The following is a 14,109-nucleotide window of genomic DNA, read 5'->3' on the forward strand; positions in this document are numbered from 1 at the left end:
ATCGCAGTCTGTCAGAGGGCTTCGGCATGAGAAGCACTGATCAGGACGATTCCTTTAATCTGCAACGCTTTATCCAGGCACAGGACCCGGTGTTCAAACGGGTCCAGGCCGAGCTGAACGCCGGTCACAAGCGCAGTCACTGGATGTGGTTCATCTTTCCGCAACTCTCAGGATTGGGCGGCAGCGAGATGTCCCGCCACTTTGCCATTCGTTCCAAAGAGGAAGCCGCGGCGTACCTCAACCATCCGCTGCTGGGTTCACGGTTGCGCACCTGCACGCAATTGGTGCTGAACATCGAAAAAAGCTCGATTGCCGGCATATTCGGCCATCCCGACGATCTCAAGTTCCACTCTTCCATGACGCTGTTCGCCCAGGTTGCCGGCGCTAACAGCGACTTTCATCGAGCACTTGACCAGTATTTCCATGGCATCCTGGATGACTGGACGTTGTTGCTGCTCGACTCAAAACAGGCCCAACTGCCCACCAATCAGGGTTGAAAAGTCGTCGTCCACGAAGGGCAGAATGGCGTCCGCCACCGGTTGCAGTTGCCGGGTGACGTAGTGGTCGTAGTCGATGGGCGCGCTGCGGATTTCCAGCGGCTCGGGCCCGGCGACGGTGATCACGTAACTGATCCAGCCACCGTTCTGGTATTGCCGCGGACGGCCCTGCTGGTCGTTGTAATCATCGGCAATCCGCGCAGCCCGCACATGCGGCGGCACATTGCGCTGATAGTCATCGAGGGTGCGGCGCAGGCGCTTGCGGTAGATCAGGCGATCGTCGAACTCCCCCGCCAACGTCTTGCGCACGTAGTCGCGCACATAATCCTGATAGGGTTTGCGATTGAAGATGCGCAGGTACAGCTCCTGCTGGAATTGCCGGGCCAGCGGCGACCAGTCGGTGCGCACGGTTTCCAGGCCTTTGTAGACCATTTCGTCGGTGCCATCGGCGCGGGTCACAAGCCCCGCATAGCGTTTCTTGCTGCCCTCCTCGGCGCCGCGAATGGTCGGCATCAGAAAGCGCTTGTAGTGGGTTTCGAACTGCAACTCCAACGCACTTTCCAGACCGTATTCCTGCCGCACATGCTCGCGCCACCACTGGTTGACGTGATCCACCAGCGCGCGGCCGATCTGTGCGGCTTCTTGTTGACCGTGCGCACGGCGCAGCCAGACGAAGGTCGAGTCGGTGTCGCCGTAAATCACTGTGTGGCCCTGGGCTTCGATCAGCTGTCGCGTACGCAGCATGATCTCGTGACCGCGCAGCGTGATGGACGACGCCAGGCGTGTATCGAAGAAGCGGCAACCGCTGGAACCGAGCACACCGTAAAAGGCGTTCATGATGATCTTCAGGGCCTGGGACAGCGGCGCGTTGTGTTCGCGCTTGGCGGTTTCGCGACCTTCGGCGACCCGGGCGACGATGGCGGGCAGGCAATGCCGGGTTCTGGAAAAACGCGCACCGCGAAAGCCTGGCACCGACTCGCTGTCCTCGGGATGTTTAAGCCCCTCGATCAAGCCCACCGGGTCGATGAGGAAGGTACGGATGATCGATGGATAAAGGCTTTTGTAGTCGAGCACCAACACCGACTCGTACAGGCCCGGTTGCGAGTCCATGACAAAACCGCCGGGGCTGGCCTGCGCAGGCTTGTTCCCAAGGTTCGGCGCAACGAAACCCTGGCGATGCATCAGCGGCATGTAAAGGTGCGTGAACGCCGCCACCGAGCCGCCGCTGCGATCCGCCGGCAACCCGGTGACGCTGGCCCGTTCCAGCAGGAAGGTCAGCAGCTCGGTCTTGGCGAAAATCCGCGTCACCAGCTCGCAGTCCTTGAGGTTGTACTTGGCCAGGGCCGGTTTGTCCTCGGCGAACATGCGGTTGATTTCGTCCATGCGCTGGTACGGATTGTCGATCGACTTGCCCTCGCCAAGCAGGGTTTGCGCGACGTTTTCCAGGCTGAACGAAGGAAAACTCCAGGTCGCCGAACGCAGGGATTCGATCCCATCGATGATTAGCCGGCCGGCGGCCGAAGCGAAGTAATGGTTGCGGCTACCGTGTTCGCGCCACTGCATTTCTTCGCCGCCACGCCCCAGTTTCAGCGGCACCGCCAGGCGCCGGGCGTGTTCGTGGAGCACGCGCAGGTCGAACTGTACGACGTTCCAGCCGATGATCGCGTCGGGGTCATGGCGGGCGAACCATTCGTTGAGTTTTTTCAGCAGCAGGGTTCGGGAATCGCAGTATTCGAGCTGGAAATCCACTGCGCTGTCGTCGCCATTGGGCGGGCCGAGCATGTAGACCTGGCGCTCGCCGCAGCCTTCCAGGGCGATGGAGTACAGCTCGCCCTGAGCGGTGGTTTCGATGTCCAGGGAGACCAGCCTGAGGCTCGGGCGATAGTCGGGGTCGGGTTTCATCTGCGCATCGAGCAGCAGGCCCTCGGTGTTCGGCGTGCCACTGAACCGGACCGGTGCGGTGATGAAACGCTCCATCATGTAGCGTTCCGGCGGGCGCACGTCGGCTTCGAAGATGTCGACGCCGGCCTTGCGCAGCGCGGTTTCCAGGCGTATCAACTGGCCGTGCTGCTGGCAATACAGACCGAGCACCGGGCGGTGCTCGAAATCCAGCAACGCCAACGGCCGCAGCTCGACGTTCTTTTCGCCGCGCAGCAGCGCTTCGGCCTGCTCACGCTGGGCTGCGGGGATGAACGCCACCGACGGTTGATGAGGCAGGCGGATCCGCTGGGGACCGGTGTCGGTCGCCAGCCAGAACTCGACTTCCGTACCGGCCGGGGTATCACGCCAATGCCGGGTCAGGACGAAGCCCCGCTGTAAATCCACCACTGCAACCTCAAGATTTGATTCAAGGCGCAATTCTACGCGTCATCGAAGGCGATAGCCCGTCTGGCTCCAACGTCTCGGACAGACCCGGAACCTGTGGGAGCGAGCTTGCTCGCGATAGCGGTGTGTCAGTCAATACAGGTGTCCACTGATCCACCGCTATCGCGAGCAAGCTCGCTCCCACAGGGTTTTGATGGAGCCCATGGATGAGGGAATAACTGTGGAATACACCAGGTTTTCGGAAGAAAAACCGCTGAATGGCGTTTTTTGCGTGTTATCTGCCGCTTTCTCCCTTGCCCTCAGCGCCTGTGTCTACGATTCTTCAAGGACAACGACAACACCTGAGAAACTGCCATGAAAACCGTCGCCCAACTGCTGAAGTTAAAGGCTGAACAGAATCATGAAGTCCACACCATTGCGCCGCATCAAATGGTGCTGGAAGCGCTGATGGTCATGGCCGCCAAAAACGTCGGCGCCTTGCCGGTCCTGAAGAATGGCGAGGTCGTTGGCATCATCAGCGAGCGTGACTATGCGCGCAAACTCGTGCTCAAGGGCCGTTCCTCCGTCGGTACGCCGGTCGAAGACATCATGGTGTCGCCGGTGATCACCGTGGACACCCATCAAACCGTCGAAACCTGCATGGGCATCATGTCCGACAAACGCCTGCGCCACTTGCCGGTGGTGGAAAACGGCCAGTTGATCGGCTTGCTGTCAATCGGCGACCTGGTTAAGGAGGCCATCGCCGAACAGGCTGAGCTGATTCGCCAGTTGGAGCAGTACATCCGCGGCGAATAGATCAATCCGGCCAATGCCGCGCGAAGACCGGTGCCAATGTCGGGTGCCGGTCGATGCGCGTAAGCCACGCGAAAAACCCAGGCCTTGCACTGCGTAAATGTTCCCGGCTACCCGCCCATCTGGAAACCACAGCCGCCAGCACATCCAGCGCCCCCGGCATCTCGTCGCCCAGGTACAAATCACCCGAAAACTGATCGGCAAACACCTCCCAACTCCTGTGCAGTCGCGCGCGGGCGCCGGCCATGAGGTTTTGCCTGGACGATTCATCGGCCTCGGCCAACCAGCGCTCGGGGTAGTCGATGATGCCAATGGCCGAATAGCAATTGCTGACGATGTACACCAAGCCGCGAATGACCTGATCACGCGCAGCGGTGTTTTTCGGCAACAGGTTTGATTTGGGGAACGTGAGCCCCAGGTGAATCAGAATCGCCGCGCTCTCGGTGAGAACGCTGCCATCGGGCAATTGCAGCGTCGGGATCTGCTTGAGCGGATTGAGTTTCTCCAGCGCGTGGGTCGCCTCGGGAGAGGTTTCAACGTCGATGAAGCGGTAAGGGATTTCGCAAAGCTCCAGTGCCGCTTCTATCGCGGCAGCGCCGGAGTTCTGGTGTCCGTATAGCTGGTACATATCGCGCGCTCCTGGCGAAACGAACAGAGTCAGTAGACGAGTGAGCACGAGGCACGTTCCCGTCATCGGCCAGTCTAGTCGGTGAACAAGGGCGCGGCTGAGCCATGCTCGCGTGAGGTGCCTCGTCCTTCCTATAATTGCCGTCGATGTTCACCATCACGGCAATGAAGTTCTCATAAAAAATCCGCGGCGTAACATCAGCTCCAGCCCCAACAACTACACCCCCGGAGCACACCATCATGAAACGCCAAATCCTCCTCAGCATCGCTTTCTCGGTTTTTGCAGTTAACGCTTTCGCCGCTACCTCTGTTCACCCGGTTGTCGCCGAAGGCGGCTCGGATCGTCTGATTGAAAGTCGTGTGGCCGAAGGTGGTTCGGATCGTTTGATCGAAAACCGCGTTGCTGAGGGTGGTTCGGATCGCCTGATCGAAAGCCGCGCGGCATAAATGATTGGCTTTACCACGGTACTCAGTGAAAAACCCGGCCTCATCAGCCGGTTTTTTTTATGCCTGCGATTATCCGGAACTCATGCGGTGTCTGGGTTTGCGCCAAGATCGCAGCCTCGTTGCACTCGACAGCTCCTACAGGAGGAATGCAAAACCCTTGTAGGAGCTGTCGAGTGCAACGAGGCTCCGATCTTTTGATCTTCAACCACCCTTGGCCATGCAACGCTGATAACGCTCATCGACCCGCTTGGCAAACCACGCCGTGGTGAGTTTGCGGGTGATTTTCGGGCTTTGCAGCGCAATCCCCGGCAACACCGCGCGCGGTAATGGCCGACCTTCCGCCTCTTCGGCCAGGGCGAAAACCCGTGCATAGAGCTGGGTGTCCTCGAATTCGAAGTTTTTGCCCTCCTCCAATTGGTCCCGAATGGTCGGATTGCGCATGCCCAGTTGCTTGCCGAGCGTGCGCACCGCCAATTCCGTGGTGCCAGGCATGATCGAATCGTACCGGACCAGGTCACCATCCAGCGCCAGCGGTATGCCCGACGCGCGACTCACCGCGTTCTGAAACGCGGCATTGCGACTGGCGTACCAACCGGCATTGAAATCGGCAAAGCGATACAGCGGTTGTTTGTAGCTCACCGGATAACCGAGCAAGTGGGCGATACCGAAGTACAGGCCGCCGCGACGACTGAACACTTCATGACGGATCGAGCCTTCCACTGGGTACGGATACGCCTTCGCCTGTTGCTCGGCGAAATCGATGCTGACCTGCATCGGCCCACCGGTGTGCACCGGATTGAACCCACCGAACAGCGTCCGGCCCATGGGCACCATGCCGATGAAGTCATCGAAGATCGCGCTGAGTTCTTTTTCACTGCGCGCCGCATTGAGTCGGTCGCTGTAGCTTTTGCCGTTGGATGAACTCACCTGCAGCGCACCGCTCACCAGCAGGCCGGGAATGTGGGCTTTGTCGGCACGGCGGTCGATCTCCTCGCGGGCGATTTTGCCCAGGCCCGGTACCGGCGGGTCCACCTGAAAGGTCGACTCCTGCTCGGTGACCGCCAGTACCGAGCACAGGTTTTGGGTGGATGGATAAATATTCTGGGCAGCAAATGCTGCGTAAATATCGGTAGCCCAGCCCTGGCGATCGGTGGTTTTGGCCGGCAGCAGGCGCACGATCTCGGCCTTGACCTCGGCAGGCTTGCGCGCAGGAAGCTCTTGCGTGCGCTGAGTGCCGCAACCGGCCAGCACCAGCAGCGCGGCGACGCTCATCATCAATCGATTGGCTTGCATGTTGCTCCATCAAATCCGTTGAGCCGGGGTAACCATACGATCAATGGCCTGGCGCAGGCTATGACTCTCGCCGCCCACTGCTGTTCCCCATAGCAGCGCGGGGCCTTTTTCCGTTTGGCAGACAACCTGCCCGTCTGTCGCGGCTGAACCATACTTGAGCCACACACCGAGGAGGACAGTCTCATGAACCGTAGCGACGTTCTGATCATCGGCGCCGGCCCGACCGGGCTGGTGTTGGCGTTGTGGCTGAGCAAGCTTGGCGTGCAAGTGCGCATCATCGACAAGACGTCGGCACCCGGAACCACTTCGCGGGCGCTGGCCGTGCAGGCGCGGACGCTGGAGCTGTATCGCCAGCTCGACCTCAGCAATGCGGTGGTGCAGAACGGCCATCGTGTGGCCGCAGCGAACTTCTGGGTCAAGGGCGAACCCGTGGCGCGCTTGCCGCTGAGCCGCATCGGCGAAGGCCTGACACCCTATGCGTTTCTCGAAATCTTTCCTCAGGACGAACACGAACGGCTGCTGATAGACCGCCTCGAAACCTTTGGCATCAAAGTGGAGCGCAACACGGCGCTGGAGAGTTTCCTGGAAACCGGTGACGGCATCACCGCCTATCTGCGCTTGGCCGATGGTCAGGAGGAAACCTGCCAGGCCTGCTATCTGGCAGGTTGCGACGGTGCCCGGTCGATCGTGCGCAAGACCCTGGACACCGGATTTCCCGGCGGCACCTACCAGCACATTTTCTACGTCGCCGACGTGCAAGCCAGCGGGCCGACGTTCAATGGCGAACTGCATGTGGATCTCGATGAAGCGGATTTTCTCGCGGTGTTTCCCTTGGCCGGTGAAGGCCGCGCCCGTCTGATCGGCACCGTACGCGACGAACGTGCCGACCAGGCCGAAACCCTGCAATTTGAAGACGTCAGCAGCTGGGCCATCGAACATATGAAAGTAAAGATCGAGCAACTGAACTGGTTCTCGACCTACCGCGTGCATCATCGGGTGGCGGATCATTTTCGCACCGGGCGCGCGTTTCTATTGGGTGACGCCGCCCACGTCCACAGCCCCGCCGGTGGCCAGGGCATGAACACCGGCATTGGCGATGCCATCAACCTCGCATGGAAACTCGCGGCGGTGCTGAGTGGCGCCGCTGAGGCCAAACTCCTCGATACTTACGAAACTGAACGCATCGCCTTTGCCCGAAAACTGGTCGCCACCACCGATCGGGTGTTCAGTTTTGTCACGGCCGAAGGGCGCATGGCCGATTTGCTGCGCACGCGTCTGGCGCCGTTCGTGATTCCGAAAATGGCATCGTTTGAGGCGTCCCGCGAATTCCTGTTTCGCACGGTGTCGCAGATCACCTTGAATTATCGCGGGATGCCGCTGAGCACGGGCGTTGCCGGTCATGTTCACGGTGGCGACCGCCTGCCCTGGGCTCACGACGGAGAGGGGGACAATTTCGAATCGTTGAAGTGTTCGACCTGGCAGGTGCATGTGTATGGCGACACCAGCGACGAAATGATCGCCTGGTGCCACGAACATCATTTGCCGTTGCATGTTTTTGACTGGCGGCCGGCGTTTGAAGCGGCTGGCCTGGGGCGTAACGGGTTTTACCTGTTGCGGCCGGATACGTATGTGGCGATTGCCGATAACTCTGCCGATCCCAATGTGATCGAGCGGTACTTCCGGGACCACGGGATCAGGCCGTTTTTCGGCTCGCCCTGATTCCACACAGTTCAAATGTGGGAGCGAGCTTGCTCGCGATAGCAGTGTGTCAGTCAATTCAAGTGTCGACTGACATACCGCTATCGCGAGCAAGCTCGCTCCCACAGGGGGTTGTGGTGTTTGTCAGATCCCGGCCAGCGCCAGGTCCATCGCGAAGTAAGTGAAGATCAGATCCGCCCCGGCCCGCTTGATCGCGCCAAGACTCTCACGCACCACGCGATCCTCATCGATCGCCCCGGCCTGGGCGGCGAATTTGATCATCGCGTACTCGCCACTCACCTGATACGCCGACAGCGGCAAACGCGAGGCTTCACGGATGTCGCGGATGATGTCCAGATACGCGCCGGCCGGTTTGACCATCAGCGCGTCGGCGCCTTCCTGCTCGTCCAGCAGGGATTCGCGCACGGCTTCGCGGCGGTTCATCGGGTTCATCTGATAGCTTTTGCGGTCGCCCTTGAGCGCGCTGCCGCCGGCTTCACGGAATGGACCGTAGAGCGCCGAGGCAAACTTGGTCGAATAGGCCATGATCGCGGTCTGGTTGAAACCCGCTTCATCGAGCGCCCGGCGAATGGCCTGGACCTGCCCGTCCATCGCGGCCGACGGGGCGATCACATCGGCGCCGGCACGGGCCGCGGCCACCGCTTGTTTGCCGAGGTTGATCAGGGTCTGGTCGTTGTCGACCTCATGGTTGTGCAGCACGCCGCAATGGCCGTGGTCGGTGTATTCACAGAAGCAGGTGTCGGACATCACGATCATGTCCGGCACCGCATCCTTGGCAATGCGCGACATGCGCGACACCAGACCGTTTTCGCTCCAGGTGTCACTGCCGTTGCCGTCCAAATGGTGCGACACGCCGAACGTCATCACCGACTTGATCCCGGCCCGGGCATAACGCTCGATCTCGCCGGCCAGTTTCGACTCTGGAATACGCATCACGCCGGGCATGCTTTTGATCGGTACGAAGTCGTCGATCTCTTCCTCGACGAAAATCGGCAGCACCAGATCATTCAAGCTGAACTCGGTTTCCTGGAACAGGCTGCGCAGGCTCGCATTGCGGCGCAGACGGCGTGGACGTGCTTCGGGGAACTGACTGGACATGAGGGGTTCCTGAAAAACAGAGGACGAGACGAAAGTCGTAGGGGGCCAAAGCTTATGCCCTGCAAGGCGCAGGGCACAAACCTCAGACGCGGAATAAGCCCTTACCGGTTCGGCAATAATCACCGCGATACAAGCCTGTAGCAGCTGCCGAGCCCGCGAGCCCGCGAGGCTGCGTTCGGCCGCGAAGCGGTCGTAGTCCGGTGAACGCGATCTACTGAAAGAACACGGTTGCAGGTTTTACGACCGCTTCGCGGCCGAACGCAGCCTCGCGGGCTCGGCAGCTGCTACAGGGTTTTGCGGCAAGTTCTGCTAGAGAGTCAAGGTTCCGCTGATGCAGGTCACCACCGCGCCGCCGATCCAGATCTCGTCGCCCACTTGCTCGACCTGAATGCGTCCGGCGCGGCCCATGGTCAGGCCCTGGCTGACCACATAGGACGCCGGCGCCAGTCCTTCGCTGAGCAACCATTGGGCAATCCCGGCGTTCAGGCTTCCGGTGGCGGGGTCTTCCGGCATGCCGTCGCCGGAGATGAACGCGCGCACTTCGAATTGTGCGTCATCGCCATCGCGCTCGGGATGCCATGGCGCGATGACACCGACGGCCAGGCCAAGCATTTGCGAATGATCCGGTTGCAGGTCCAGCACCTGCTGACGATCCTCGACCATCACGGCCAACCATCCGGCACCGTTGTCGACCCACTGAGTGCGCACAATCGCGTCCGATTCCAGCCCTAGCCCCCGCCGCACCCGTTCCACCACATCCGCCTCCACCGGCCCGGTTTTGAGCAATGGCGGTGCGAGAAAGGCCAGCTCTGACCCTTGTCGACGAACCCGCACCAGCCCCACACCGCACTCCTGAATGATCTCTTCGCCCTTGGGCACGCCACCGGCCTCCAGCCACGCATGGCAGGTGCCCAGTGTCGGATGACCAGCGAACGGCAATTCGTGCAGGGTGGTGAAGATCCGCACGCGATAATCGGCGCGAGGGTCGCGCGGTTCGAGTATGAATGTGGTTTCGCTGAGATTGGTCCAGCTGGCGAACGCCGCCATGCGCTCATCGCTGAGCTCATCGGCGCCGAACACCACCGCCAACGGATTGCCCTTGAGCGCAACACGACTGAAGACATCTACTTGCTTGAAATCGAATGAGTGCATGGCCTGCCTTGGTCTTGATCAAATCGAGGCGTTTTGCTTGGGAATTTCCAGCCCGCGCATCACCGCCGGCCGCGCCAGAAAGCGCTCCAGCACCCGCGTGACGTTCGGGAAGTCGTTGATGCCCACCAGCTCGCCGGCCTCATAGAAGCCGATCAGGTTGCGCACCCAGGGGAAGGTCGCGATGTCCGCGATGGTGTAGCGCTCGCCCATGATCCAGTCGCGCCCTTCCAGGCGGTTATCGAGGACATTAAGCAGGCGTTTGCTTTCATCGACGTAGCGGTCGCGGGGACGTTTGTCCTCGTAGTCCTTGCCGGCAAATTTGTTGAAAAAACCGAGCTGGCCGAACATCGGCCCGATGCCGCCCATCTGAAACATCAGCCACTGGAGGGTCTCGTATCGCGCCGCCGATTCCTGGGCCAGCAGTTGCCCGCTCTTGTCGGCCAGGTAAATCAGAATCGCCCCGGACTCGAACAGCGCCAGGGGTTGGTCCCCCGGACCGTGGGGATCGAGGATTGCCGGGATCTTGTTGTTGGGGTTCAGCGAAAGAAATTCGGGGGACAACTGATCATGGGTGTCGAAGCCCACACGATGCGGTTCGTAGGGCAGTCCGATCTCTTCGAGCATGATCGACACCTTGACGCCGTTGGGTGTGGGCAAGGAGTAAAGCTGGATCCACTCGGGGTATTGAGCCGGCCATTTTTGGGTAATCGGGAACGCGGACAGATCGGTCATGGGAAAGGATCCACGAGAAAATTGAGAGTGACGATCATAATGTCAGCGGCCGAAGAACTGCGACCTTTTGGCGTGATTGATATCGCTGATGAACATGATCAAAAGATTGCTGCCTGCGTCTGCCCAGCTACGTGTAACGTGTCCACAAATTCGCAACATCCTGTCGATAACCTAAGCTCCAACCCGTTCAAGGTTACCGGTACATTGCTGCGCACTCGCCGGAATCGAACCAAATGAGTATCAGGGGACTCTGAGCACTACCCCTTTGAAACGAACCGGCTTAATGACATGGAAAACACCCGACGCAGGAATTTCGCGGTGTAAAGGTTTGTCAGCCTTAACCGAATGCGCTGAAGACCCCTTAACTCAATGATGAACCCTCTGAAATTCGCCAACCGCTTCAAACATCGCGCTTATCTGTTACTGCCCGCCCTGCTGGCGGCGGGCGCGTTGTTTCTGGCGCTGGACTCCCGCGAAAGCCGCGCCCAACCGGCAGACGGCACTCAGACGCTGGTGTTCCTGCGTCACGCGGAAAAACCAGAGGGTGGCCTCGGCCAGCTCAACTGCCAGGGCCTGAACCGCGCCATCGACCTGGCCACCTTGCTGCCGGAAAAATTCGGCAAGGCCAACTACGTGTTTGCCGCCAACCCGACGCGCAATGTCGAGGAAGGCGAACAGGACAATTCCTACAGTTACATCCGTCCCCTGATGACCATCAGCCCCAGCGCGATCAAGCTCGGTTTGCCGGTGAACATCAACTTCTCGGCCAACGACACCAGCGACCTCGCGGATGAGTTGCTTCAGGACAAGTATCACAACTCGGTCATCTACACCGCCTGGTCCCACGGCTATCTGCCCGAACTGATCAACAAGGTCGCTGGAGAAGCCGTCGGCAAGAAACAGACCATCGCCGATGACTGGGAATCCAACGATTACGACTCGCTGTACGTGCTCACCCTGACCTGGCACAACGGCAAGGCCAGTGTGGTGAGCCACAGCTACAAGCAAGGCCTGAATAACGGTTCGCAGACCTGTCCAACATAAATAGTGTCTGCAAGGGCCCCTTCGCGAGCAAGCCCGCTCCCACACTGAATCTTGGTAGTACACAAAAATCTGGGTTCACTGAAAATCAAATGTGGGAGCGGGCTTGCTCGCGAAGGGGCCGGCAAATACGACATTATCCTCGCTGGGAAACGCGCGCTCGCAGATACTCAAGGACCGCTGTCCGCTCCCCGGCAAACTCAATCCGCCCCCCCTTCTTCTCCCGCTGAAACGCATACATCGGGTCGTAATACTCGCGAAGCAACCCTTCGATCCAGCCCCGGTGCAAGTCCACCGCACCGCTGCTCGCCTGCTCCGCCAGCGCGTCTTCCATCAACATCAACATCCGCCGATGGCGCTCACCGCCCAGACGTTTCTGAACATTGTTCAGGCTCTCCAGCAAGCGCTCGGAAAACAGCGCGAAGCCTTCATCGCCATGCACGCCGATGAACTCCGCACACAAGTCCACCACGTAATCGCGCAAAATCCGTTCGACCCGCCCTTCCAGGCTGTCTTCCAGCCAGACCATCGGGAACTGTTGCATGCCCTGAAACAGCGGCAACGGCAGCGCACAACTGCCGATCGCGCGGCTCTCGTCTTCCAGTACAAACTGCTCGATGCCGTGGGCGCGCTTCTTCAGCACGTCCACTGCCAGGCGGTTTTCAAAATCGATGTTGGAGGGTTGGCCGGTGGCGCGTTTACCGAAGCTGGAGCCGCGATGATGGGCGTGACCTTCAAGGTCCAGCCCGTTGCGCAACTGCGTGAGCACTTCGGTTTTACCGGTGCCGGTCATGCCGCCCAGCAAGACAAAATCACACTGGGCAACCGCCTGATCGAGCGTGTCGAGCAAGAAGGTGCGCATCGCCTTGTAGCCGCCACCCACTCGTGGATAGTCGATGCCCGCCTCGTCCTTGAGCCATTGCTGGACGATCTGCGAACGCAAACCGCCGCGAAAACAATACAAATACCCATCAGGATGAGCCCGGGCAAAATCGGCCCAGGCCTGGATACGCTCGGCTTTTATCTCGCCGGACACCAACTGGTGCCCCAGCGTAATGGCCGCTTGCTGGCCGTGTTGCTTGTAACAAGTGCCGACCCGTTGCCGCTCATGGTCATTCATCAGCGGCAGGTTGATCACGCCGGGGAATGAGCCTTTGAGAAATTCGACCGGCGCACGGGCATCCATCATCGGTCGGTCGTTGAGGAAAATGTCGCGGTAATCGGTGAATTCGATGGACATCAAAACACCTCAACCGCGTTCGTCTGTCGCTCGATCAGTTCACCGATCGGCTCAAGGGTCAGGCCCAGCTCGGCGGCGACTTTGAGGAAGTGTTCGTTGCCTTCGGGGGCGACCGCAACCAGCAGACCACCGCTGGTCTGCGGATCGCAGAGCACGCGTTTGTGCATTTCCTGAAGACGCCCAAGCTTGCTGGCGTAGCTGTCGAAGTTGCGCAACGTCCCGCCCGGCACGCAGCCTTGGTCGAGGTAATACTCGACACCCGGCAGACGCGGCACACGGTCGTACTCGATACGAGCGGTCACGTTGCTGCCGTCGGCCATTTCCACCAAATGCCCCAGCAGGCCGAAACCGGTGACGTCGGTCATCGCGGTGACGCCTTCGAGTTTGCCGAAACGGCTGCCGGGTTTGTTCAGGGTGCACATCCAGTCGCGGGCCAGGCCGATGTCGGCGTCGCGCAATTTGCCCTTCTTCTCGGCGGTGGTGAGGATGCCAATGCCCAGCGGTTTGGTGAGGTAGAGCAGGCAACCGGCGGTGGCGGTGTCGTTGCGCTTCATGTGGCGCTTTTCCACCAGACCGGTCACGGCAAGGCCGAAGATCGGCTCCGGCGCGTCGATGGAGTGCCCACCGGCCAACGGAATACCGGCTTCATCGCAGACCGAACGCCCGCCGCGAATCACTTCCCGGGCAATTTCCGGGGCCAGTATGTTGACCGGCCAGCCAAGGATCGCAATCGCCATCAACGGATCGCCGCCCATGGCATAGATGTCGCTGATGGCATTGGTGGCGGCGATGCGACCGAAATCGAACGGGTCGTCGACGATCGGCATAAAGAAGTCGGTGGTCGACACCACGCCGCGTTCTTCATCAATGGCGTACACCGCCGCGTCATCGCGTGAGGCGTTGCCGACCCAGAGTTTCGGGTCAAGGTTCTGCGCCCCGCTGCCGGCCAGAATCACCTCCAGCACCTGGGGAGAAATCTTGCAGCCACATCCAGCACCGTGGCTGTATTGGGTCAGACGAATCGGTTCGGTCATGGGGGGCATACCTCGTGAAGTCAGTGCCGAAGAGTCTACATCAACGTCGTCTCCCCCGAGGTCCCACGAATCGTTGACCGAAAGGACAGTTAAGCCACCAATTCCCTAGCCT

At 60.1% G+C, this 14,109-nt stretch carries 12 protein-coding genes and 1 pseudogene; 5 read left to right on the forward strand and 8 right to left on the reverse strand.

Annotated elements, in window-relative coordinates:
- The first annotated feature begins 26 nt into the window (after window positions 1-26).
- On the forward strand, window positions 27-497 hold the full coding sequence (locus tag CUN63_RS02760; protein WP_129437057.1) for a DUF1810 domain-containing protein: 471 nt from the start codon (window positions 27-29) through the stop codon (window positions 495-497).
- Here CUN63_RS02760 and CUN63_RS02765 read toward each other — a convergent pair.
- Entirely contained in the window at window positions 462-2,822 is a 2,361-nt protein-coding gene (locus CUN63_RS02765) for a DNA polymerase II (RefSeq protein WP_165353303.1), read from the reverse strand. The genes CUN63_RS02760 and CUN63_RS02765 overlap by 36 nt on opposite strands.
- Before the next feature lie 354 nt (window positions 2,823-3,176).
- Here CUN63_RS02765 and CUN63_RS02775 point away from each other — a divergent pair, with 354 nt between their 5' ends.
- Window positions 3,177-3,617 carry a CBS domain-containing protein gene (locus CUN63_RS02775; protein ID WP_123366129.1) on the forward strand — a complete coding sequence of 147 codons (441 nt, stop codon included), beginning with the start codon at window positions 3,177-3,179 and terminating at the stop codon, window positions 3,615-3,617.
- Between the two features lies 1 nt (window position 3,618).
- Here the strand turns inward: CUN63_RS02775 and CUN63_RS02780 are convergent, their stop codons facing one another.
- The gene (locus CUN63_RS02780; protein WP_129437058.1) at window positions 3,619-4,242 is read right to left on the reverse strand and encodes a glutathione S-transferase; all 624 of its coding nucleotides are present in this window, start codon (window positions 4,240-4,242) and stop codon (window positions 3,619-3,621) included.
- Between the two features lie 239 nt (window positions 4,243-4,481).
- Here CUN63_RS02780 and CUN63_RS02790 point away from each other — a divergent pair.
- Window positions 4,482-4,685: pseudogene (locus tag CUN63_RS02790) on the forward strand (hypothetical protein); the annotation flags it as partial.
- Window positions 4,686-4,889: 204 nt separating this feature from the next.
- Here the strand turns inward: CUN63_RS02790 and CUN63_RS02795 are convergent.
- The gene (locus CUN63_RS02795) at window positions 4,890-5,981 is read right to left on the reverse strand and encodes a DUF1615 domain-containing protein (protein ID WP_129437060.1); all 1,092 of its coding nucleotides are present in this window, start codon (window positions 5,979-5,981) and stop codon (window positions 4,890-4,892) included.
- 183 nt (window positions 5,982-6,164) lie between these two features.
- Here CUN63_RS02795 and CUN63_RS02800 point away from each other — a divergent pair, with 183 nt between their 5' ends.
- Window positions 6,165-7,700 (forward strand): FAD-dependent oxidoreductase, encoded by a 1,536-nt coding sequence (locus CUN63_RS02800; RefSeq protein ID WP_129437061.1) that lies wholly within the window; start codon window positions 6,165-6,167, stop codon window positions 7,698-7,700.
- A gap of 123 nt (window positions 7,701-7,823) precedes the next feature.
- Here CUN63_RS02800 and hemB read toward each other — a convergent pair whose 3' ends face one another.
- From hemB to CUN63_RS02815, 3 genes are all read right to left on the reverse strand, one after another.
- A complete protein-coding gene (gene hemB / locus CUN63_RS02805; RefSeq protein ID WP_129437062.1) occupies window positions 7,824-8,798 on the reverse strand; it encodes a porphobilinogen synthase in 975 nt (324 codons plus the stop codon).
- 309 nt (window positions 8,799-9,107) lie between these two features.
- Window positions 9,108-9,950 carry a PhzF family phenazine biosynthesis protein gene (locus CUN63_RS02810; protein WP_129437063.1) on the reverse strand — a complete coding sequence of 281 codons (843 nt, stop codon included), beginning with the start codon at window positions 9,948-9,950 and terminating at the stop codon, window positions 9,108-9,110.
- Window positions 9,951-9,968: 18 nt separating this feature from the next.
- Window positions 9,969-10,682: a glutathione binding-like protein gene (locus CUN63_RS02815; protein WP_129437064.1), complete on the reverse strand. Its 714-nt coding sequence runs from the start codon at window positions 10,680-10,682 to the stop codon at window positions 9,969-9,971.
- A 369-nt stretch (window positions 10,683-11,051) separates the two neighbouring features.
- Between CUN63_RS02815 and CUN63_RS02820 the strand changes: the two genes are divergently transcribed.
- Window positions 11,052-11,726: a histidine phosphatase family protein gene (locus CUN63_RS02820; RefSeq protein WP_129437065.1), complete on the forward strand. Its 675-nt coding sequence runs from the start codon at window positions 11,052-11,054 to the stop codon at window positions 11,724-11,726.
- 133 nt (window positions 11,727-11,859) lie between these two features.
- Here the strand turns inward: CUN63_RS02820 and mnmH are convergent, their stop codons facing one another.
- Both mnmH and selD read right to left on the reverse strand, forming a co-directional pair.
- Window positions 11,860-12,963, reverse strand: coding sequence for a tRNA 2-selenouridine(34) synthase MnmH (mnmH, locus tag CUN63_RS02825; RefSeq protein WP_129437066.1), 1,104 nt, complete (start codon window positions 12,961-12,963; stop codon window positions 11,860-11,862).
- On the reverse strand, window positions 12,963-13,997 hold the full coding sequence (gene selD / locus CUN63_RS02830) for a selenide, water dikinase SelD (RefSeq protein WP_129437067.1): 1,035 nt from the start codon (window positions 13,995-13,997) through the stop codon (window positions 12,963-12,965). The genes mnmH and selD overlap by 1 nt, the downstream gene beginning before the upstream one ends.
- Between the last annotated feature and the right edge of the window lie 112 nt (window positions 13,998-14,109).

Source organism: Pseudomonas sp. ACM7, from assembly GCF_004136015.1.
GTDB classification, from domain to species: domain Bacteria; phylum Pseudomonadota; class Gammaproteobacteria; order Pseudomonadales; family Pseudomonadaceae; genus Aquipseudomonas; species Aquipseudomonas frigoris.

What these genes read in the sequence shown, in the direction of transcription:
- CUN63_RS02760 (WP_129437057.1), top strand. Translation starts at nt 27, where the DNA reads ATGAGAAGCACTGATCAGGACGATTCCTTTAATCTGCAACGCTTTATC.
- CUN63_RS02775 (WP_123366129.1), top strand. Translation starts at nt 3,177, where the DNA reads ATGAAAACCGTCGCCCAACTGCTGAAGTTAAAGGCTGAACAGAATCAT.
- CUN63_RS02780 (WP_129437058.1), bottom strand. Translation starts at nt 4,242, where the DNA reads ATGTACCAGCTATACGGACACCAGAACTCCGGCGCTGCCGCGATAGAA.
- CUN63_RS02795 (WP_129437060.1), bottom strand. Translation starts at nt 5,981, where the DNA reads ATGCAAGCCAATCGATTGATGATGAGCGTCGCCGCGCTGCTGGTGCTG.
- CUN63_RS02800 (WP_129437061.1), top strand. Translation starts at nt 6,165, where the DNA reads ATGAACCGTAGCGACGTTCTGATCATCGGCGCCGGCCCGACCGGGCTG.
- hemB (WP_129437062.1), bottom strand. Translation starts at nt 8,798, where the DNA reads ATGTCCAGTCAGTTCCCCGAAGCACGTCCACGCCGTCTGCGCCGCAAT.
- CUN63_RS02810 (WP_129437063.1), bottom strand. Translation starts at nt 9,950, where the DNA reads ATGCACTCATTCGATTTCAAGCAAGTAGATGTCTTCAGTCGTGTTGCG.
- CUN63_RS02815 (WP_129437064.1), bottom strand. Translation starts at nt 10,682, where the DNA reads ATGACCGATCTGTCCGCGTTCCCGATTACCCAAAAATGGCCGGCTCAA.
- CUN63_RS02820 (WP_129437065.1), top strand. Translation starts at nt 11,052, where the DNA reads ATGATGAACCCTCTGAAATTCGCCAACCGCTTCAAACATCGCGCTTAT.
- mnmH (WP_129437066.1), bottom strand. Translation starts at nt 12,963, where the DNA reads ATGTCCATCGAATTCACCGATTACCGCGACATTTTCCTCAACGACCGA.
- selD (WP_129437067.1), bottom strand. Translation starts at nt 13,997, where the DNA reads ATGACCGAACCGATTCGTCTGACCCAATACAGCCACGGTGCTGGATGT.